Source organism: Parapedobacter sp., assembly GCF_053550995.1.
In genome coordinates, this window is record NZ_JBMQOC010000132.1 from 1 (window position 1) to 22,147 (window position 22,147).

Here is a 22,147-nt window from a genome sequence, read left to right on the forward strand (position 1 = left end):
ATGCGCCCGCGGCCACCGATAGTAAGCGCTCTGAATGGGCAATATTTCGATTGTCATTGGCCTCGCGAAGCCGATCTTTCACATCTTCCAATATTTCCTTGGTCTTGGTATCCATATCTTCAGTCTATTGACAAATTTACCTATTGTTCATTGTTAATACAAACAACGCCGCCGCCGTTTGGTTTTCGATGTACGGCAAAAAACCTGCCACGCACGCGCGCCTCCGTGTATTGGCGTGAAAAAACCTATATGCAATTCATCAAATTAACCGTATTTTGCCGCAGTCCCATTCCCCGATGCACACTGATGGAAGTTTTAGGTTACATCTTGGCCGTTTTTATCGGCATTTCACTTGGCCTCATTGGCGGCGGGGGATCCATCCTTACCGTTCCCGTATTTGTATACCTCTTCCACATCGAACCCACCTTAGCGACTTCTTACTCCCTGTTTATCGTGGGTATGACCAGCCTCACCGGCGCGGTGTATCAGTACAGCAAGGGTTATGTCGATTTGAAAGCCGCTCTTTCATTCGGACTGATGTCTGTTGCTACCGTATTCGTTGTACGGAAGTACCTGCTGTCCACCATTCCCGACGTCCTTTGGCATATGGGTGGTTTCACCGTTACGAAATCTGCGGTAATCATGGTGCTGTTCGCCGCGTTGATGTTGGCCGCATCGGTATCGATGGTATTGGGCCATCGTGAGCAGCCCAGCGGCCCGCGCACAAGCCTCCCCGTTCTGTTAGCCTTCGGCGTGGGCGTGGGCCTGGTAACCGGGTTATTGGGCGCCGGTGGCGGCTTCCTCATCATCCCTGCCTTGGTGTTGTTGGCAAAGACGCCCATGCGGGTGGCCATCGGCACCTCGTTATTCATTGTTACCATCAATTCACTGGTGGGCTTCGCTGGCGACATCGGTCATGTATACATCGACTGGCCATTCCTGTTCACCATCCTCGCCATTACGGTATGCGGCGTATTCGTCGGCACTGCCATCGGCCGCCGCATACCGGGCGAGCGGCTACGTTCGGGATTCGGGTGGTTTGTACTCACCATGGGCATCTATATTTTAAGCAGGGAACTGTTTTGAACGCACTCCGCTAAAACCGATACTTCACCAGCAACATCAATTCCTCCAGTTTCGCCCTATCGGCATCAGCGACCGACAGATTGAACATCGTATCCAACTCGACATCGTTTGTCGTGCACCGGCATAGCTGCAGTTCATCGACCCGTGCGAGGTTGATCGACGTACCATCAATGGCCAAGGTGAAGTTGGCCGGGTTTCCCATTACCTTAGCCAATAACATTATGCTGTCGATTTCGAGATCGGCAGACTGTGCCAGGTAGGGCAGGTGCGATTTGCCGATCACCAGGTTGGCGTCGCCCTGTTGCTTCAATAGCTGCCATTCGTTGGGTCGCCCATGCCGCAAGCCGATGGCCACATGCATTCCCGTTTGGCTAAGGCCTTGCTTCATGGTTTCCAGCTGGTCTTTCAATGCGGCGTTGGCCACTGTTTTCAACGATGTTCCACCCTCCCGTGCCGTATACCGAACATGAACTATAATATCCGTAATGGTCTGATAATCAAACTTCTTTACGACTGTTGGAAGCTCAAGCCGCCACGCGCTTATCGCTCCTGTTCCTTCGAAAGGCAGGTATCGCTCGTCTCTGAAATTGAGCTCGAAAATGCCGCTATCGTTTTGGGCACCGCTGGTAGCGATTGATTGGATGGCTCCGATGTTATACGCAAAACGTTCGTCATTGCCCGGATCTTCTGCATAACCTGTCCCAGCGAGGTTATCGGGGGCGGTGCCCTTACGGTATGCATTCTTCACGAGGGAAAGCTTGGCACTCACCGACGTATAAGGCCCCGCTACACAAGGGATACTGATGCTAACGGATTTGAGGCGCCGGAAATAATGGCCGGGATGATCCAGGTCATAAGCCACTTCGGGCAGCTCGAAATCACATACGCCAGCTGTACGGAGCCGCACCAGGGCCAACGGATCGAGCTGGGCCAAACTCACATGTTTGGTGATTTCATATTCCCGCTTGTTTTTGTCGAGATAACCGGTTTCCATCCGCTTGATATCGTGAATCAGATGGTCTGCGCTCTGCAGCCCTTTCTTCATGCTATCCCAATAACCGTAAGAAATGAAGGAATCATCGTTGCCCAATTCAAAACGATAGCTACGTTCGGCTTTCTTGGCAAAATCATGCGCCAATTGATAAGATTTGAAATACACGGCACTGATTTGGCCGATCATCCAATCGTACAATTCCTTATTGGTATACTTGGAACGCATGAATTCATCCGCCTTTTTCGCATTTTCTATCTGCAATTCATGGTTTTTCAAATCCGTTTCGGCGATTTCCCTGCGTATTTCAGCGGCCTTTATTTGATTGGCTATGGAGGCCAGTTCCTTTTCGGCAAGTCGTTCCTGCAGTTTCCATTCGTCAAACCGCCGCTCATAACCGCCCAAAATGGAGGCTTGGTTGGCCTCATAAGAAGCAACCGTGCTGAGGATATTCAATATATCTGCGCCAATACTTGTCGCAGTAGACATCGCCGAACCGCCTAGCTGCATAACCACGTGGGGTGACCCGCCGAATCCGGAGGCTCCCACATGAAATTCCGGCACCAAACGTAATGCGCCCGCCACGGTCCGCACCGTTTGGGATGCGAGCTGATAGTCGTTGGCTTCAGCAAGCTTGTCCAAGTTCAACTGTTCCTTGGGGATGATTTTTTCGATATTGGCATAGTAGGCTTGCCGCTCCTCCGTTACCTTCTTCGTGAGCGTTAGGGTTTCAATCTGCTCGACTGCTTCATCGATTTGCAAGCGCTTTAAGTCCGTCACCGAACCCAACACACTCAACTCCAACTCATTACGCAGCAGCGACAAGGCTTCTGCGTCCTTTTTCTCCAATGCCTGCAACAGCGCATTCCCCAGGCCCCTGACTTCCTGGGCCAACTCTGAAGCTTTTTGCGAAAGTACATTGAAACGGTAATAAGGTGCAGGGGCGTTGAGCCCTGCAATGATAGCTGAAATATCCAACCCCGAAGCCGTAGCGCGAACCAGCATACCGGGATCAATGGGCGGGGCGAACAATGCCAGACTCCTTTCCACCCCATCAATGTTCTGGCAATGCCTGATCTTGAACAATCGATCCGCTACCCGATCCCAATATTCGCCCATTCTTTCATTGTGCGGTATACAGAAATAGTGCATGGATAAGGTAATCGGCACCGGCGGCAATTCAGCGCCCCCTTCGGGCAATACGGTCAGGTCGGGCAAGATGTTTTCGAGCTCCACCAACGCATTGCCAAAACCATCTAGCTTCGCTTCCAGCTGGTTATAGGTTTCATAAGGCGGTTTTACGACCGGTGGAACAACCCGCGGCTTCGGGCCTAGCAGCTTGTCTGCCAACACATATAGCTGGGTGGCCTGGGCGATGGACTCCATGGTATCCTGCCGGAATAGATAATCTCCCCATTCGATGAGGTTATCGAGGTACTTCATCAGCAGCGCTTTCTGATAGGCCACGGGCCGGAAACGTGCCACCACATCCGGCCGGAAGGGTTTGGTACGCCACTCGGAGATAGCAAATTCAAGCTCCTTGATGTCGGGATTGGATGTGTCTGACGCCCCATACAACAGCGTGTCGATCCGCTGGGCAACATAGTCGGTTTCCTGATTGAGGTAAAAGGGTTTGGTTACCCAAAATTTTTGCGATCCCATGCCTGGCAATGCCCCCGTAGGGTTAAATAGGTAGTGGAACCAGTCCATGGCTTCCTCAAACCGCTGGTTGGCAGTAAGGCTACCCGCGATATGCAGCGGCACCCTGAAAAACAAGTCCCAATTGTACAAACTATAGCTACCATCGCTCGTAAAATCGAGGTCTTCGATAGGATATGACGGTGTGGCGCTGCCATCGGGGTTCTTATACCACGAATGTGGAACAAGCGACTGGTTGGGGCTGTAGTACGTTTCAAAATGGAAGCTTGTTTGTTGCAACTGGGTTTCGCGCTTCATCAGCCCCGGGATGCCATCCCGATAGAGGGTGCTACGTAGCGAACAGACCAGCGGATGATACATGTTTTTAAACTGCTCGCCATACACCAGCCCCCTGGCATCCCGGAGCTGTATCAGCAGCGCATCAAACGCTTCATTGCCCGTTTTTCCGATGAGGAAGTTAATGATAAAATCCAGTGCCTCGTAGTCAGCGATTTCTTTCAGCAAATCTTGAAATCCGGAGTCCGTAATAATCCTGTTGATGGCTTCTTCGCTATCCACCGGTGGGTTTTCCTGAAACGCTGCGGCCATTTCCTTTACCCAATTGACCACATCATCCAGTAACTGGAACACATCAGACACCGTACGTTTTTCCGCATCGGTAAACGATGGATCGCTCGTGGCAACCAACTTTTCGTCTTCTTTTTTATAGAAACCGGGTATGATGACATACGCGTGGTTGCTGTCTTCCATGAAGTAAGGAAGCAACGTACCCAACGGGATTTTGTAGCGGCGCAGGTGGTCGTAGCTGGCTGCCGCCGCGTTGTTTGACAGCAAAGCCGACATCAATAATTGATACAGGAACGATAACAAATCGATAAGGGTCAATTGATGGGGATAGCTGATCCGGAATTTACCGGGGGTTTTATTCAGCAGTTCGTAGAAGCCAAAGAACGACAACCCGTTGCTCACGGCCAATTCATCGGGCGAAATATGGGTCAGTTCGTTGTACCTTTGCGATTGGAGCACGCTATCCTTAAAGTCGGGGAAAAAATCGGGAAAATAATCGTCGCCCTGGAACAACAACTCGGGGTAGCCCTTGCAACCTGCAATGTTAAACACGCCGTTCCGCGTGTGGACGTCGCCCTCTTTCCATTCGGAACTGAAGATAATGACCTGACTACCCTGCTCAAGGTAAATCAGGTTATATTTCTCTTTCTGAAAATAATGATCTTCGGCGGTGTAGAAAGATGGCGTAACTATGCTTTCCTTTGATACCCTTTTGGGTTGCCACCGTTTGTTGCTATACTCGCTGGTGGCAAGCTGGATTTTCAGCTTGCGCTTGGGTTTATCGTTTTGCACAACGGTGCCCGCGGTGCTTGCAGGCACGGTAGATTCGGGGTTGGGGTCGGGCTCTTCGCTGAATACAGGCCAGGCCAGGTGCAGGCGGCCATTGCGGACAAACGCCAGCAAATGGTCTCCCGAAATATCCAGCTCCACTTTTTCCCAGGGCGTCCAATAGCGTTCCTTTTCGAACCGCCGATAATAATATATGGCCGGATCACCCCCCTTGGTACGTGCAAATACATGCATGTTGCGCGTAGGCACGTCGTACCACGTGGCCATCACTTCCAGGAAAGCGATACCATCCAGCTTTTCGAGATAGCCCCGCAATGCCTCTTCTGCCGTATCATTGGTCAATTCGTTCTGCTGCAATTCATCGATAAATTCTGCCAAGAGATACGATTTATCATCGGCCAGCGTAACGTCATACCAATTTTCAGGATAGAGGAACACCTTGCGGTTAGCTTCCCACACGCGGTAGTTTTTCATCCATTTCCATTGTCCCCAATTGGGGTCTTTTTCCACTTCGGCGATGGCGTCGGGCTCCAGCCCCATCAAGCAGCGATGCACGAAAAGCTGCACGCTGTTGTGTGCCAGCACAATCCGCGATGACGGCATACAGGCGCCCATTTCTACATCGACGAGCAGATATTCATATAAATCGTTTTCATCTTTCGCTTCCGTTTGGGTAGCCAGCAGGTAGGCCACCAGCGCATCGCGCTTTTGCGGCCTTACGGTGTCCATGATTTCTTTCAGCGTACTGAGCCACGTGGATTCGTCATAGCGTGATTTGAGCGTTGCCCGTAGGTCACTGATGTCCGACAATACCAGCGTAGGTTTCACGTAGTTGACCACCTGGGCCATCGTGGCGCCTAATTTCCGCATCAGCTCCGCGCACTCGATCAACCGTTCCCACGTATGCGTATGGTGATAATTGGCCCTATCGAATACCGCGAAAAGATGCGCATCGATTGCCGCCAATTCGTCCTTTTCATAGCCTGTAAGCAACGCGATTGCCCGCATCAGCTCATCCTTGGTAGTCGCAGGCCGGAGCGATAGCGCCATCGTATCGAAAAACGTAATGGATCGTTCGGCGTCAGCCGGATCGGCCACCGGCGTTGATGTTTTGCCAAGGCCTACGGCACGCACAAAAGAAAGGTAGGCTGCCAAATCGGCCGCAGTGTGCCCCGTCTCAAAAGGTAAACCATCGAGTTCAAGCCACCCCAAATCCGCATTGTTTTGAAGGTACCAGGCAACTTCTTCGCCGCTAAGCTCGAACGCCTTGATTATTACCACCAACTTATGCAATAGGCGAAGGGCTCCATATTGCTTCGGGTAATTCGCTTCGTTGACCGCCTGGTCCAAATCGTCCGTGAGCAACGCACCAACAGACTCAGTGCCCGGCGCAGCTTGTTTCAGCACAGCATGGGTCAAAACAGCACCAACCAACTCCGCTTCCGATTTGAATGAAGCCGCCACCAGCGCGGCGAGATGCGCTCGTTTGGCCGCGTGCACGCGGAACATGGAGATTGCATCCAACAGTGCTTTTACCAAGTCGTTTTGCTCGGCCTCGGTGTCGGGTCCTGTCGCCGCGTCCAACGCATCGATGGCGGCATCGATAGACGTCCGGTCGATGCGGGCATCAAATCGATCGGCGACAAACTGTTTAGCATCCGTGGCCGAGGCCCAATCGCGGCCGAGGAAGCCCACGATTGCCTGAACGTCGGCTTCAGTGAGGCTAACGAACCCGGATAATGCCGAGCGCAACGATTCCTGTTGTTCGATGGCCAATAGGTTGGGGTCAAATGTAGAGGCAAGGGCGGTGTTTATTTGTTCATATTGCCCCTGTAGTTCACCGAGCAATGCTTCGATTTTCGCATCGCCCATGACCCGGTCTGCCAAGTTCGTGGCCTCATGCGCTAATAGGAATGCGGCGTCCGTAAGTGCCAACGGCGCCTCGCGGAGTGCCTCGGCCGTAGCGATGAATTGCAGCATATCGGCAGGCGAGGCGGTAAAGTTATTCACCGACAACCGGATCGCAATAGCGAAATCGACCGGTTTCAGTTTCAGTTTACTGGCCAGCCGCGAGGCAGCAAATAGGATGCTCAGGTTGGCAAATGTGAGGTTATGGTCCGGCAGCAGCGGAAGCAGCGCTTCAAGGTCTTTCGTTTTCAACTGCATGCAGGTAGCCAGGTATTCCATGGTGGCGGCAAGCGTTGCCGATCCATTTACCCCTTCGGGCTGCAGCCGTTCATCCACCATACCGTTCTTGGCCTTATTCAGGAAAACCTGGTGATAAAGCGGCTTAGGCCCTCCCTCTTGGTATACCGTATGCGGTATCTCTCCAAAGCACCCTACCAGTTGTTCCAACGAGATACCTGTTTTTGCCTCCACAAGGCTCAATTGGGCCGCCTTTATCAAACAGTCATCGTCCAGCGTACCGTTGCCCAGTTTCGTTTGCATAATGATAGCATCCAGCAGCGTATAACTCCATCCCGTTTTCTTCTGTAGCCGCAGAAATCGATGGATACGATCGAGTGCCGCCAAATCGAGGTTAGCGATTTCCTTCTGGGCGGTATCGCAGGAGAGGTCGTTGTGCCGGATGAATAGGTTATTGTTCTGGTCGATAAACCCCAGCTTCAGCAGGAGGTCCAATTCGGTAAAGGAGAGCCCCGCCCGATCGAGGAAACGGTCTACTTGCTTCAGCCCGTCCACTACATTGCCCGGTGCGGGCACATTCCAGTAAGCTTGCTGTGCCGCATTATCATTGGGGTTCGGTCCCTCAACGATGATTTTCCGTTCCGCATCGCTCAGGCCGAGCCGTTCGGCAGCTATCGCTGCATCATCCGGCATCCCGGCAACTTGGAAAGCCTGCATCAAATTGGCGCGATGAATGTCGAACCTGTTGAAATACCCTTTGGCCTCCACGTGGTTGAGGTCAAAGGGGAGCCGGAACGCGAAGGCCGACTCGCGCAATATCTCGTATGCTTTCCCATTCACATATTCCGGTGCCGCATCAAGTTCCGCGGCAGGCAAGAGCGTCTGTCGCAGGCGGTGTATCGTATAGTCCAAGCCGCCGTTGTTGACGATTTTACAGACCACTTTCGTGTCCCGCAGGTAATGCGGAAGCGTTGCCGGCGAAAGCGAGTCGGATTCCGTTTCGTGTATCAGTGCATCGGCTGTAACGGGCCATCCGACAGCTTGCAGTGCGGTTAGCAATGCGCTGGATATCTTCCCTTTCAGGGGGTCGGGTCCATCGGAAAGATTCCCCGAATAGTCAATGCCGGCGTCGGGGGCCACCACCGCTTCGAGCAGCTCACACACCAGGTCCACATACTTAACCGGTGTATTCGCATTGGCGCAACTCAGGTCGATATCGCCCAGATCGGGCCGGCGATTGAATAGCACACTTTTGGCGTTGCCGGCCACCACACTACGTTTATCCAGAAATTGGAGGAGTTCCACGAGGTAGGCCGCTGGGCTGTATACCGAGCGGCAATGTTCACAAGCACAGGTATCTATCCCTTTGAACAGCGATTTGAGGTTGGGGAAATCGGTGCTGACCGCTTCGAGCTTTAAGGCGAGCGAGTTCGTCTCGAACGCCGCGATATCCAGCGTACCCATGGTACCCTGTAGTTCGCCCACCAGCAGCATGGCTGCCGTATGCTGGGTTTCGGCTTTGCGGTATACCGCTTTGGCCTCGCTATCGGAAAGACCCGCTGCAGGTGCTACTTCCTGCACAAAACGCATTTCACCGATGGACACGATGTGTTGCGCAGAGTGGATATGTGCATCGCGGAGTGCCCGTGTTTTCCGATAGTGGGGAATGAGCTTAAACACCCGCTGCACGGACTTCAACTCGTCGCCGATAGCTTCGCTATCTTTCTTGGCAATCCGTTTCTTTTTGAAGTACAGGTCGATGCGATCTTTCGTCAAATCGAAGTCGTCATGCCGGTTCAGGAAAGAGACGATTTTATCCTGGTTACGCAGCACGGCTTTTTCCTCGCGTTCGAGCTGTGCAGCAAAAGCGACCGTTGGAAATTCCTTTTCAAGTTTCCTTACCATTGCAGAGGCGTACGTACCGATGAGCTGCTTATCCGTTAGTTCCGGGTTAACCTGGGCAAGGGTAGCCTCCCAATCGGCTTTGTTGAGGCGCGCCAGCTTACGGAGGTCTTCCGGTTTCTTGATTTTCTTCGCTTTTACCACACGCGATAGCATTTCGTTGCCGAAGCCGTACAACTTGCCCAGGGCGACGGCGGTTTTTGCATCACGTTGCTTGGCCTTTGAGTCGAAAAATGACGCATCCGTCACCTTTTCCAGAAAACCGTTCAGATTGTCCTTGTGCTCGCGGAAAAGCTGCTGCACTTCTGCCAGCTTTTCGGGCCTGCACACCGAGGCGAGCAGTTCGATGACCTTCCGCGGATTTTCATCCCGGTAATATCGATTCGCTTTTTCCCGATGCCGTGCTAATATCGCGAGGTTCGCTTTCAGCGCTTTGCCGACCGATGGGGCTATGATACTATCCACAACGGCTTGGTTCACATCGGCGGTCACCCGTGTTTCATCCACCAAGGCCGCATCATATAATAGGGTGTTGACATCACTATCGAGGTCGATTGATAACCGCGCATTCATTCGCCCTGACCAATCGTTATACAACAAGGTATCTTTACAGAGCAATGCGTAGAAGAATGCGGCATCTCCTTCGGATAGCTGGTGTAGCCGCTGGGCAACGATTACGTGGATGATCTTCTGGGCCGGCACGAGCAGTTCTTTGGATAGGAACGTCACGTCGCGATGGGTCTTGCTCTCCTGCAACTCCGCAATGGCTACGTTTTTGGCCAGGAAGGTGATCTCCGCCACTAAGGCATCAAACTCCACCGTTTCCGCGGGCACAGCCCCGGTAATCGTGATGTTGATTTCCTCCCTCCTACCTGCATTGAAGCGCACCTCATCCATCGTTGATCGGTACAGCTCCGTTCGCCGCTCCTGTGTGGACACGGTGACCGCAATGTCGGCCGTTTTGCGGCCCCGGCCGCTCAATTGACTGTGTGACCAGCGGAGTTCATATCGGCCTTCGCGGTCGGTAAGCGTGTCAGCGAGTGGTTGCCAATCGCGCATATCCACGTCGAATAGGGTCACGTTTAGGTTGGCCAACGGGCGGCGGGCGACATCGGTCACCCGGCCGTAGACGGTGTTGGCCACGGAATTTTTAGTTATTGTTGCCATGTCGGTTATGTATTAACCTGTTATCAAGAGCGTTATCCCTCCTTTTTTCTCACCCGTTAGGGCATTGGTGTTCACCATCTCTATCCCTGCCAATTGCCCTGGTTTAAGTCCAAAATCAGGGATTTCGAGGTTAAACGTTGTTTTCATCATGGGATCGTTCATGACCGCGAAAGCACGGTACATCTTCTTTCGTTCATCCAGACCCACTCGGGATCTAGGAGCTCTCAGCATCGCATTAAACGACTTCATAAAGCTGGCTTGCTCTTCGACGCCCATTCCTTTCCCGCTATTGGCGTATACCTCCACCCCTTGCCGACCGGCCTTCATCCGGAAATTACGGCCGGTCTTTTCCGCTGGCTCTACCTGCAATTTATGCAATGATGCCGATGGCATTCGGTTTGATATCCGATATTTCAGTACGGTGGGGTGCAGAAGCTGCAGCACCGCGTTTCTAGACATCGGCACAAATTCGATCCGTTCGTGCACATTGGGCAAATGGATAAGGTTGAACTGGTACGCGGTGTTTTGCGGTACAAAATTCAGGTTCTTTTGCCCGATATGCCGATCGAGTGTCGGCTGTAAGGCGTAGAGATCATACGGTTTATCGAGTGGACTGAACGAATAGGTACGGGCAAAAAGGCATTTATGACCGTCCATATTTGCCGGCACGTTATAGAGAAAGTCCAATGTATCCGTGCCGGCCGGCAGCAGCAACCCCGGCAGCTGGGTCAACCCGATAAGGTCGGCAAAACGGGTATCAAAACCGAGGGTTGGCGTAGTGAGGAAAAATTCAACTTTTGGAAATGGTACCGTGATGTCTCCGCGGTTATGCAACCGACAGTTGATATTATAGGCATATCCGCCTTGAAGTGTGGTCCCGAAATTACCAATATCGGTCATGGGACTGATATTGATATCGGGTGAGTTCCAAAAAGGGATATTGTTAAACGGCCTTACGCCGAAATCGCCTTCGTATGAGCGGATATACAAAAAGGAACTATCGTTTATCGTATCCGGTTTCCTGCCGTCTTTGCCCCGCCGATACGATCTGGCGAGTAGTTTAGGTGCCCTCTTGGTGTAAATGGCCCGTTGTGCATTCAACTCACGGACGTAAGCCTGTATTTTTTCGATATTGGGTGACATGGTCGTACAATTTTAAGTTTATCAATAAGCTGATCCTGCCGTGCTACGGTTGTATGAAGTCGAGCTTCACCGGCGTTATCGGATCACCATTCTCTTGTTGCTTCTCTTGCTCCAGGATATCAGGTTCCTCCCGGCTATTGCCCTTTTGCGTCCAGCACGTGTATGCATAACCCCGATCGGAATCCAAGTTGAAATCGGGTACTTTCTTGCCTAATTTCAATCGGTCGTAAAACTCGTCCGTCAGCGTCAGCGCATTACCGAGGTATGGACGGGCCTTATGTTCCTTAATGACTTTATCGAAATTCGCCTCGTCGCCCGACAGGTTGGTCAACGCATCGAGGAAAGGCTTACTTAGCGGGATGTTATCAAACACATAGTGGCGGGCCGCATTATTGAAATAGGAAGCGGGACCTCCCCTCGCTGGAAGCGGCTCGCCGACGGTCTTCTTGAAAGCGGTTCCGGGTACGTCGTTGGAAGGCGGGTAGATGAGGTGCCTTTCCTTATTGAAAAGCAGGTTCATGATATCGTCACTGAACCCTGTTCCATCCAATTGGATGCGTATTTTGGGCAGTTCATTCATGAAATCTGCCGCCACCTGCCCCAGTGGATCGGGAAAGTTCGTATTCTGGAACTGCCTAAACCGGGGCTCATTGAGATGCTCTTGCATGGGGTACGCCAAACCGTTGAGCGCCACACCTAGGCGGAAATTCTGAAATGCATTATACAACTGATCGTAAACGAGACTTGCGGCATAGCGTATACCTGCGGTGGTCAACGTGGTAAGCGCTCCCAAAATGGCATCTATTAGTGCTGCTGCTGCGGCCACCGCCGCCAGAATCAATGCTGCCAATACAATGAAAATAGCTAAGAAGCTGAAACTACCGGCTTGATCTACGGCATCCTCGATAAAATCACCAATGTTATCGAGGTTATTCATTGCGGTTTCCCAAACCTCTTCCAGCTCAGCCGTCAACGAATAAGGCACCGGCACGGGCAACGTGCCTGTCTCGGTGGCGTTACGCATCCAACGGTACCAAATGCGATAGGCATTATTGACGTCATCGGCCGAAATGGTACGCCCATATTCGTTGTCGTCTGCATCGCCTTGCGCATACACTTTATTTACCGTTTTAGCAATAAATGCAGCCAATTCATCGGGCAGATGGGTATTGGGGTCGGGGATTTCCTCCGAATCGCCGGGGGCTGATGCGGTACCGTCGAAATTGAAATTATACAGCTTATGCAATTGCGACCGGTTCCAATCGACCGAGTTGTGGTTAAACATGTTGAACACATCGTGGTAATTCTCGCTGGTTTTATGCCGTTGGGAATGGCTACGATAGGGGCCGCCGCAATTGATATTTACGTAAGGGTGGCCAACGGTATCTCCGGTTACGTGCGTGAGGTACCCCAGTGCATAAAGGTGCAATGGCGAATCTTCGGGAGCATCTTTTAACAACTGGGCAGCATACCGGCCCGTTTTCCGGTAATGGAGGGCATCAAACCACCACCATTCGCCTTTGGGTTGACCATCGCGGTACGGATGTCCCAAGATATCGTAGAGGTTAAAATCCGTGATGAAATCTTTAATCATTTCCATCAGGTTCGCCGAAAGCGCATCAACCACCTGCTGCATATCCTTAAAAAGGCTTTCGAGCTCACTGAGGGTCGATGAGTTGCTTACCACCTCATCGGCCGCGGCACCCAAGGCATCCAACAGGTCTATGACAGGCTGGGGCACCAATTCCAACATCTTTTTCTTGAAGTCGTCAATGGCATCATACACCTTGTAATAGACCTCCACGATATCCCCAAGTGGGCCCGCTGGCCAATCCTTGGTATTGAAAAACAAGAAATCGGGGCCTTGGCAGCCCACAAACAAATAAGGTAGGTTTTTCGGGTCTGACAGCAGGCTCTGCAACTTGCTGTAATCGGCATTGGCTCCTAAACCGTTGCCGGCATTTATTTTTTTCCGGAGTTCATCTGCTATGAGATGATGAATAGCTGGTCCTGGCATGGCAATAATTTTTTAATGATTAAATCTGTTAATACACTCGTTGTGTTTTTGTCTGCTGTTTTAATTTCCTCCATAATGTTCCATTTGTGTATGTTAAAATGACCCGCCGAGGCGAACACCAAAATATGGCCCGGTGGGTGTCGAAAATGATCTTCCATAAAGGAACTGATTGACGCTATCGCCTACTATGGGAAGGCTGCCAACCATGGGAATACGTGGCTGTAATCTGTTATACGTTTCCAAAGAAGAGGTGGGAGAAATCCCTGCGGAAAATATAAATGAGCCCCTCGAGCCGTAATTGAAGTAAGTGTACCCCACACTCATGCCCGGTTCGAACAACGTGATGTCTCCAGTGCCCAACAGGCCGTCATTCCGTGGCGCATCGCCACCATAGGCTGGATCGAACGGATCGATACCCACATTCAGGCCCAGCGGACCGAACTGCGGACCGAAGTAATGCCCGGACGCCGTGAAGCCGTGATCGCTATCCAATGACCAATCGCCCCAAAGTGCCAGCGGGAAATTGCCTGCGAAGCTCCCGCTCATTTGATACCCTTCAGCTGAAGCTGTCCCCGTACCGGAAATGTCAACCAGATGGTATCCGCCCCACCTCAGGTACCCTGTCGCCGACAAGTCGGCGGAGAGGCCTTCGTCTGCCGTCGCATTTAGCCGGGCGAAACCAACCAAAGGCCCCAATTCAGCGCGGGCGGTCACGGTCGCCTCTCCGCGGAAGGTTCCGATAGATTCGTCCAATTGCTCCCTCCAATTACTGAGAAAGACCTCCCGTGGAACGGTCATCCGCCCAGTCGCCGTGGCGTCAATATCCAGCTGTAACATATCACTGGGTCCTATGGTAATGTTCGAGCGACCGGACATGGTGGCGGCGAAGTCTTCACCATTATACCGCAGTTGATCCAGATTCAATTGCAGGCCGGCAGTACCCGAGAGGTTAAATGCCGGCAAACTCAAATCGGACGTGAAACCAAGCGTACCGTTGGCAGAGAGATCGTTGATGACGACCGATCGGTTGGACGAGAAAATATTATTGATACCTAGGCTTGCATCCAAATGGAATTGCGATTGGTCCGTCAGCGCGATGTTAGACAATTGGAACGGACCGAGAGACAACGACGTAGGGTCGTCTGGATCTTTTCCACTCGGGTCGCATTTATTTATCGGATTGTTCGTACAGTATGCATATCTATTCACATCGGCACCAATCCCGATTGGATCCGCACTCAGCCACCTGCCCAGCCAGGGCAGGTAATACCTCGCGCTGTGATATCCAAGGCCGGTTTCCTCATCCCGCTCCATGCCGGTGTACCGGTACCGTTTGGCTGCCGACCGGATGGCGGCATTTCTTGCCTGATAGGCCGTGGTGCCATAAGGGTGGTATTCTTCATAGCTGATTATTTGCGCACCGTCATCCAATTCCAGTGAATTGGAACCCAAGTGATTACCGAGTTGGTAGCGGACCAGTTGTTTTTCCGTGCCATCGTCCACGGCATTGCGGGTTTCGATCATTGCAAAACGATGACCTTCATCCATCAGGTTTAACGTGACCCGCTCCAAGCCGGCGTGCGCACCGGTTTGCTTGGTGTAACGCTCATAACCTGCCATATAAACCCGATGCTCTTTCACGGGGGGAGTGGCACCTGGTGCTGCCTGGTTTTCCGTAATCTTGCGGATACGCTGTCCGTTTCCGTCGTATTGGTACCAGGTGGTTTCGGGCGTACCGCCATCGGTACGCCGCTGGCGGACGGTTTTGACCACCTCTTCCCTGAAATTCCATCCCAGCTCTTCCAGATGTGGCAGTTCGGTCAGGTAACCATGCTCGGCGTGGTAGGTATATGGATAACTATGGGTCCCCACCTTGGTGCTTATCAGCCGGTTATTGTTGATCGCGTAGGTGTAATCCCGCGTCCAGTTATTCCCGGCCGCCTCGTGGCGCATTTCAAGTATATTCCCAACCGCATCGTATTGGTAATGTTGCGTATAATGGCGCATGGCTATCGGATCGGCCGGGTTCAGTTCGTGCCTGAAACCGGCATCGTTCCAATTATCCCGCGCGGCGAATGTCAGTGCCGCGTGGTTTTCGCGGCCTGTTGCCCCAACCAACCGGTATAGGGCATCGTACATATATTCCGAAATGCCGGTTATTTTCTGGTTATCAAAGAACACCGTTGGAATGTTCCGGTCCTCCACATGGGTGACGTTGCCCTGGGGGTCATAGGTATACCGCCAATCCTGGAGCGGGTCGTTGTTTGCGCGCCTGCTTTCCAGTCGTTTCAGGCGAAATGTTTTGCTATCGTAGTGATAACGGGTGACTACACCATTTCCGTAGACAATTTTATCGCGCAGTCCTTTTTCGTTGTAGCCGATATCCCGGATGTAAACCGTTTCGGAAGTTGCACCTGGGAGCAATACCGTTTCCGACCGGAGCAATCCGGTTCCATTGTATGCGGGCGTGATGATGCTTCCATCGGGTGCTATTTGACGCATTATGCGGCCCAGTGCATCGCACTCGGTAGCAAACGTGAACGATTCGCTTTCCAGGTCGGCCACCAGGTTGGCCGCTGTCCAGTTGCCCACTTCTTTGTATTTCCTGAACAGCCTTCGTGTCGTGGCCAGCGGCCTCCCCTTGAAGTCGTAGTCTGGCGTATCGACGAGGCCGCCCGTATCATACTGCTGGATGGGTTGACCCAGTATGTTTCTCGCCTGCAACACGGACTCATTGCCCCGGTCGGGAAGCAATAAACTATCTCCATATATCACCCGTCCAACGATGTGATCCAGGGCGGGCGATCCGCCACCTACTACTTTGGTTAATGTGGGCCGCTGCAGGATATCGTAGAAGTATTGAAATTCGTGGTCGCGTTCATCCCACGTACGAAGTGGGCTGCCGGCAATATTCATGAGCAGCCACCGCTGGCCGGCATCCATACTTCGCTGCCATACCTTATTGCCCAGTATATCGTACTGATAGGCCATTACGGTATTACCGCGTGCATCGGTTACACTAAGCAAGCAGCCTTCCGCATCGAGTGCTACCGTTGTATAGTAAAATAGGCTATCTCCCGTTTGGAGGTCCCTGTTGTGTTCTACCGAACAAACCGAGCGCCCCAGTGTATCAAAATGCGTTATACCAAACGTATTTGCATGTTCGGCGGCTTTGTCGGCCGCCTGCTTTTCCCGTCCGGGGTCCTTGCCATCGGCCAATAGCTCGGCATCCATCAGGCGATTGGAACGCCGATGGTACCAATCGGTTTCAAGCACGGTATCATTGGCATCATACGCGACTTGTTTCCACGCATCAAATTCCACTTTCGAAAACGTACCATCGGGCATCTCGGTTTTCACCAGGCGGCCCAGCGCATCGTAGTACATGACGGGTGTTACCCCGGTTTCGACCAACTCCCTATGGTCTTCGTAGCGATGCGTTACCGAAAAATAAGGCTCATATTGTTTAACCGCATTTCCCTTGTTGTTCTTAACTATCCGTCCGTTCCCTATCCACCGGAGCTGCTTTGGGCTGGCCTCGGCCGTATCTACTGTTACCACACTGATCGTGTTATCGGGTTGTACCAGCACCTGGCGGGCCTCGCCGGGTTCGGCCTGCACCTTATTCATCACCACTTCGCCCAAGCCATTCGAATAGGCAAAGGCTAGCTGCACAGGTGCATCCGGCTGTGTATTGAAATGCTGTTCGCGACTGATGGTCGCCACCGTTAGCGCCCCCCCGTTAGTCACAAACGCCTCTACATCGTACAAAAAACGTGTCGTTGCCGGGCCGAGTAACGCTTTACCGCGCTGGGTCAATTGCGCGGAATCCGTGGCGTCGAAAAATTGCCGAATAAGGGCCGTCTCCGCGGCATCGGTCCACTCGGTAAGCCCGGTAAGCTCGTCGGCTTCGTTGCCTTTTCCCATTACGGCCGTTGCCTTTACCAAACCCAGTTCGTCGCAACAGACCACAGAAAGGTTGCCGTTAGCATCGCGCATCTGTTGCGGTGTGAGTGTCCGGTAATTGAAAGACTGTACCGACACCTTATTGCCAAAGGCGTCTTCTGTTTCAGCAACAAACAAAAAGTAGTCGTTGCTGTAGCGTACTTTGGTAACGGCGCCATAAGGATCTTTATAGCCCGTTGGCACAAAAAACCGGTTTGCCGCATCGATGGCCGACTCCGATCCTCCGATAAATTGTGTAATCCCCGACCGAACCCACCAGTTGTCATCGCCCTCGCTGTGGGTAAATTTTCCTTCGGTAAGCAGGGTGGCATTTACCTTGGTTCCGAAAATATCGGCCACCAATGCCGGTGTGTAAGCCAACTGATAGTTTTCAAAGGGCAGCGCCAACGACTGGAGTTGGTAAAGCGGCAAAGGACCCGATAAATCGTTGCGGTAGTAAGTGGTTCGGATATGCTCAACCAGCCTGCGTTGGACCCTCCCCGGAATGAGCGAAAGATGTCGTTCGTGATACTCCACCGCCTCGGAACGGCTGTCAGTAAGTATCGCTTCAAAATCAGCTGCCCGGTAGTAATCGCCCGCTTTGGCTACCCCTCGTAGTTCGTGGGTTTTCACTTCAACTGGCAACCGCAGTCGATATGCATCATCTGTATTAACATCGTTGGTATACCTATTTTCGGTATGGATAATAATGGTTTCGTCTTGTGCCGATTGGGTTGCTGCAGGTAGCGCAGCGTCTATGACTTTACGTGGGTAGGCTATCTCCACCGCTTCCAGCACATTGCCGTATTCATCCAGTTTGAGATGAATACGGTGCGCAATACGGGGGTCTTCCGGATTCCGTTCATACTGATACGAAATGGCCTCACCCTCCTTCACCACAAACACCGCATGTTTGTTAGCACCTTTGGGTTGCACCAGTTCGATGATGCAGTTGTGCGAAGACACGGCATGTGGCGTGATTTCTCCCTCTTCGAACACTTCCGAACGCAACGACATGCCTTTACACGCCCGAAGGGCTTCCTGCCATTCTGCCGGGCCGAGCGAATCGAGCACGGCATCGGATAGCCCGGGGGCAGCAACCAGCCTGGCATCGGGCAAATCCATCTCATATTGCACCACGGGAAACCCCTGCAGCTCGGCCACCGCGTACCAATAGTCGTTTTTGAAGTGGGTGAGTAGGTTTTCCCTATCAAAAAAGGCCCCTGTATGGTACCATGTCTTGGAAATTACGGGCGTTTGGTGCAACGGTTCATCCACCACGTTTGATACTCCCTCCCGCACCCAATGTTCATAGCGCTCGGTGTCTACTTGCTCTACCGCGCCAAATCCACGAAATTCCCGCTCGGTATGGTCGTAATAGCCGTGATGATAACGATACTCCCGAGTAAAACGATAGCCTGACACATGATCCCGGGTAGTTACCCTCGATACGCAGTGTACCGGGAAATGCAGTTTGGTGACCCATGGCTTTCCCGCTTTTTTGTCATCCAGGTAAAATTTGGTCGATGGTGTATATTCCCACGAGACCGATTTGCCCATACTGTTCTCGTAGGCCGTCATGATGTGTGGTTTTTTGCCATTCATCAAATCGATATACCTCAATGGCGCGTTGGCATCTTTGGAAAAGGGACTGGACCAGACGATGCAGGGCACGCCATTTCCAAGCAAATCGGTTACGGTGATGTTGGCTTGTCCATGTATTTCGGGGAATGCCTCGATTTCAAAAGGTTCGGTCCCGAAGCTGTTGCCGCTTAGGTTCCGCCAACAGCTGAATTTACGCTGGCCCAGGTAAATGATATCCGTGGTTCCGGAGCCGTCGATATCTGCCAGGCGAAAATACGCCGGATTGAAGTTGTCGGGGTGATCAAATTGCGGTGCATTGTCAAACGTTACTTTCGTTCCAAAATTCCCATACCCCAGGTTAGGCCAATAGCATACCTCACCATTCCGTATGCGTACGATGTCGGTGAGGCCGTCGCCCGACATGTCTGCCAGGAAAATGGTTTCTTCCAAGTCGGCAAATACCAGGTGCGGCCCCACTTCTTCATCCGTTGGTTTCTGTACTTTCTTCGCTGCAAAGAAGCCGTCCCTGCCGGCAGAGGCGTACCATGTGAATAGGTTGCCTTCGCTAATGAGTGCCTCCGGTCTACCATCGCCATTCAGGTCCAGCATGCGGACATTCCTGTCGGCAAGATCAATATTGGGAACATGCTGGAACGCCCGGAATCCTTGCCATTCGGTGTTATCATCCAGTTCGAAAAAGCCAGGATACCCTGCTTTATAACTAACCAGCTGCCTACCCCCATCTGCATCAAGATCGGCCAGGTGCATGGTTGCATCCAGCCCGGCAAAAGCAGGTTTAGGAGTAATGAGTTCAGCCTGTCCAAACGTCCCATCTCCCAGGTTTTTTTTGTAATACCAACCGCCGGCCTGCTCCGTTAGTATGCCCGCCAGGCCTTCTTGGTACAAATCAGTAAATTGGTACAACGGCTCGCCCAGACCTGTGGGCGCATGTACCAACTCTTCGAGTGAGATTTCACATACCTCATCGTTCCATCCATGCCGCTGGTAGTCAAACTTCATTGGCGGCAACTGCTTCCGCGTATACGAGCCGTCTGCTCGCCGAATGTATCCTATTTGCGTTGCGGATTTCAGAAAAGTAAAACCTTTTTCGGTATCCTCATCGTAACCCAAGTTGAGCGACCTCACCAATCCATTGTATTCGCCATCTCCGTTGAAATGATTGAAAAACAGCACTCTACGGCATATTCGAGCCGTTCGGATCTCAAAACCAGCCTTATAGTTTGAAAATGAATCGTGGCGCCATTCCCAATCGGCTACCCGATCGTAGGGCGCATTGGCATTATATTGGCCGTAATCGAAAACCACCTCAAATAGGTAATCATCATCCTGTGGGTACGGATCGCCAAATTCGCAATAAGGGGTTTGATTGCCGTATCGTATGCCATCGAGGTAGGTATGGGTATAAGTAATTGTGCCGTTTTTCAATCGGTTCCGGTTGTGCGGCAGGGAATGGTCAACGCCTATGCCATCTTCCTTTTTATAGCGATACTGGACGAGATTGCCTTTATCGTCAAAGACCCATTCGGGCAACCATTCATAAATACGGTATTCGTTGTTGGGATCGGCTATCCGCGATTGCGCGGTCCAGCCAAACAAGGTGGTTACGTTGTCTTTGGTAATAACCCGCCATTTCAATTCCCCGTTGGTTTTGTGCTGCCATCGTTCGATTTTGGCGAATAGCCCCTCAATACGGGGGCGATAGTAACGGATGATGAAAACACCGTCGGCAGATTCCTTTTCGTGGAGTACATAGGCCCCTCCGGCATCCTGCTCAAAGCTGCCATCGGCCATTTGCATGAACGCAGGCACCAGATCTTCCGCTTCCGAAAAAAGGAACGTGTCGGAATCGGTATATTCCGGCAGTTCCTTATCTGTTTTCCGTTTGATGGATGGAAGGTTGAGGTGCCAGCCGAGGCCGAAAACGCCATTGCCTGCACCGGAATTATAAGACAGTGTCAACGCAGGTGCCATACCCCTCGCCGAAAAAAAAGGCAATGGAATGGTGCAGGCTGCCGTGCCGTTCACGGCGTTGACCTCAAATTTCTCATCAATGCCTTTGATGGCTCCACCTCCGTTGGGTAAACTGATGGCAGGTACTGTCAGCGCATTGGGTTCCGTCCTTCCACCTTGTGTATCGAAGAACTGCCGGTCTTTATTTTCCGTTTGCTCTTTCATTTGTTTTGGAAACTCGTGTTGCAAATTGATGTTTGCTTATCCAAAACTAGGACGTATCTCACTGGCACACAATACCTATAATGGTGTATTTTGCTGACGGCCCATTGAAGCTCACTATTTTAATTACCTTTGCGATGCTGGCGCGCAGCACCCCACCCTTGGGGCAACAGTTATAAAAAATGGTGATGATCAAGCAACTTTTGCTGGTAGGTATCGGCGGAGGCATCGGCAGTATGCTCCGGTTCTTTGTTTCAACGGTCATAGGTAAACTCTCGCCGGGCGTATTCCCCTTGGCTACCCTTCTGGTTAATCTTTCCGGCTGTTTCCTCATCGGCATCTTTGCCGGCATCTTCACCCAGCCGCCCTATAGCGACAACTCCATACGATTTCTGCTCATTAGCGGTTTTTGCGGAGGCTATACCACCTTTTCCACCTTTGCGAGCGAAAACATGGTGCTTATTGAAAACCAGCAGATCTTCATGGCTATCGGCTATACGCTATTGAGCGTAGTGCTGGGAGTCGCCTTGGTATGGGCGGGTATGTGGGCGAGCCAGGTGGCCTACTCGCGGTAAAAATCAATCAGGGCCGCGGCATAGGTATGGTGCCAACCGCCTTCAATGTCTTCATAGGCCTCGTCGGGGATGTTGGATTGCCGCACTTCCAGGGATGTACCCCGCTTATGGCCGTGCAGCCGGATGGTGACGATGGACGCCGTGTGTTCGCCGAAGTACCACTGCTGTACGATTTCCTTATCCTTCACGAACGACAGGTTCTTCCCCACAATGGCTCCGCTCCATAGTGAGAACTCGGCACCCGGCTCGGCAACCATGGTGGCTTCCTCCCCTGTCCACAAGTTGATGGTGGTCTCGATGGTCAGCGCCAGGTACACTTCCTCGGGTTCGGCGGGTATGATGAAATAGGCTTTGAAGTCTTTCATGATTCTGTCTGCTTTGCTG

The 22,147-nt window shown here is 52.1% G+C and carries 7 protein-coding genes; 2 read left to right on the forward strand and 5 right to left on the reverse strand.

Annotated features, from left to right (window positions below; all coding sequences use genetic code 11):
* The first annotated feature begins 306 nt into the window (after window positions 1-306).
* Window positions 307-1,086, forward strand: coding sequence for a sulfite exporter TauE/SafE family protein (locus ACO1NT_RS18035; protein WP_449050138.1), 780 nt, complete (start codon window positions 307-309; stop codon window positions 1,084-1,086).
* 10 nt (window positions 1,087-1,096) lie between these two features.
* Here the strand turns inward: ACO1NT_RS18035 and ACO1NT_RS18040 are convergent, their stop codons facing one another.
* From ACO1NT_RS18040 to ACO1NT_RS18055, 4 genes are all read right to left on the reverse strand, one after another.
* Window positions 1,097-10,306, reverse strand: coding sequence for a Tc toxin subunit A-related protein (locus tag ACO1NT_RS18040; protein ID WP_449050139.1), 9,210 nt, complete (start codon window positions 10,304-10,306; stop codon window positions 1,097-1,099).
* Window positions 10,307-10,318: 12 nt separating this feature from the next.
* Window positions 10,319-11,449 (reverse strand): hypothetical protein, encoded by a 1,131-nt coding sequence (locus ACO1NT_RS18045; protein WP_449050140.1) that lies wholly within the window; start codon window positions 11,447-11,449, stop codon window positions 10,319-10,321.
* Between the two features lie 43 nt (window positions 11,450-11,492).
* Window positions 11,493-13,466: a hypothetical protein gene (locus ACO1NT_RS18050; protein ID WP_449050141.1), complete on the reverse strand. Its 1,974-nt coding sequence runs from the start codon at window positions 13,464-13,466 to the stop codon at window positions 11,493-11,495.
* A gap of 93 nt (window positions 13,467-13,559) precedes the next feature.
* Window positions 13,560-21,191 carry a SpvB/TcaC N-terminal domain-containing protein gene (locus ACO1NT_RS18055; RefSeq protein WP_449050142.1) on the reverse strand — a complete coding sequence of 2,544 codons (7,632 nt, stop codon included), beginning with the start codon at window positions 21,189-21,191 and terminating at the stop codon, window positions 13,560-13,562.
* Between the two features lie 185 nt (window positions 21,192-21,376).
* Between ACO1NT_RS18055 and crcB the strand changes: the two genes are divergently transcribed.
* The gene (gene crcB / locus ACO1NT_RS18060) at window positions 21,377-21,763 is read left to right on the forward strand and encodes a fluoride efflux transporter CrcB (protein ID WP_449050143.1); all 387 of its coding nucleotides are present in this window, start codon (window positions 21,377-21,379) and stop codon (window positions 21,761-21,763) included.
* Here crcB and ACO1NT_RS18065 read toward each other — a convergent pair.
* Complete coding sequence (locus ACO1NT_RS18065) at window positions 21,751-22,128, reverse strand: SRPBCC domain-containing protein (RefSeq protein ID WP_449050144.1); 378 nt, start codon at window positions 22,126-22,128, stop codon at window positions 21,751-21,753. The genes crcB and ACO1NT_RS18065 overlap by 13 nt on opposite strands.
* Window positions 22,129-22,147 lie beyond the last annotated feature (19 nt).

What these genes read in the sequence shown, in the direction of transcription:
- ACO1NT_RS18035 (WP_449050138.1), top strand. Translation starts at nt 307, where the DNA reads ATGGAAGTTTTAGGTTACATCTTGGCCGTTTTTATCGGCATTTCACTT.
- ACO1NT_RS18040 (WP_449050139.1), bottom strand. Translation starts at nt 10,306, where the DNA reads ATGGCAACAATAACTAAAAATTCCGTGGCCAACACCGTCTACGGCCGG.
- ACO1NT_RS18045 (WP_449050140.1), bottom strand. Translation starts at nt 11,449, where the DNA reads ATGTCACCCAATATCGAAAAAATACAGGCTTACGTCCGTGAGTTGAAT.
- ACO1NT_RS18050 (WP_449050141.1), bottom strand. Translation starts at nt 13,466, where the DNA reads ATGCCAGGACCAGCTATTCATCATCTCATAGCAGATGAACTCCGGAAA.
- ACO1NT_RS18055 (WP_449050142.1), bottom strand. Translation starts at nt 21,191, where the DNA reads ATGAAAGAGCAAACGGAAAATAAAGACCGGCAGTTCTTCGATACACAA.
- crcB (WP_449050143.1), top strand. Translation starts at nt 21,377, where the DNA reads ATGATCAAGCAACTTTTGCTGGTAGGTATCGGCGGAGGCATCGGCAGT.
- ACO1NT_RS18065 (WP_449050144.1), bottom strand. Translation starts at nt 22,128, where the DNA reads ATGAAAGACTTCAAAGCCTATTTCATCATACCCGCCGAACCCGAGGAA.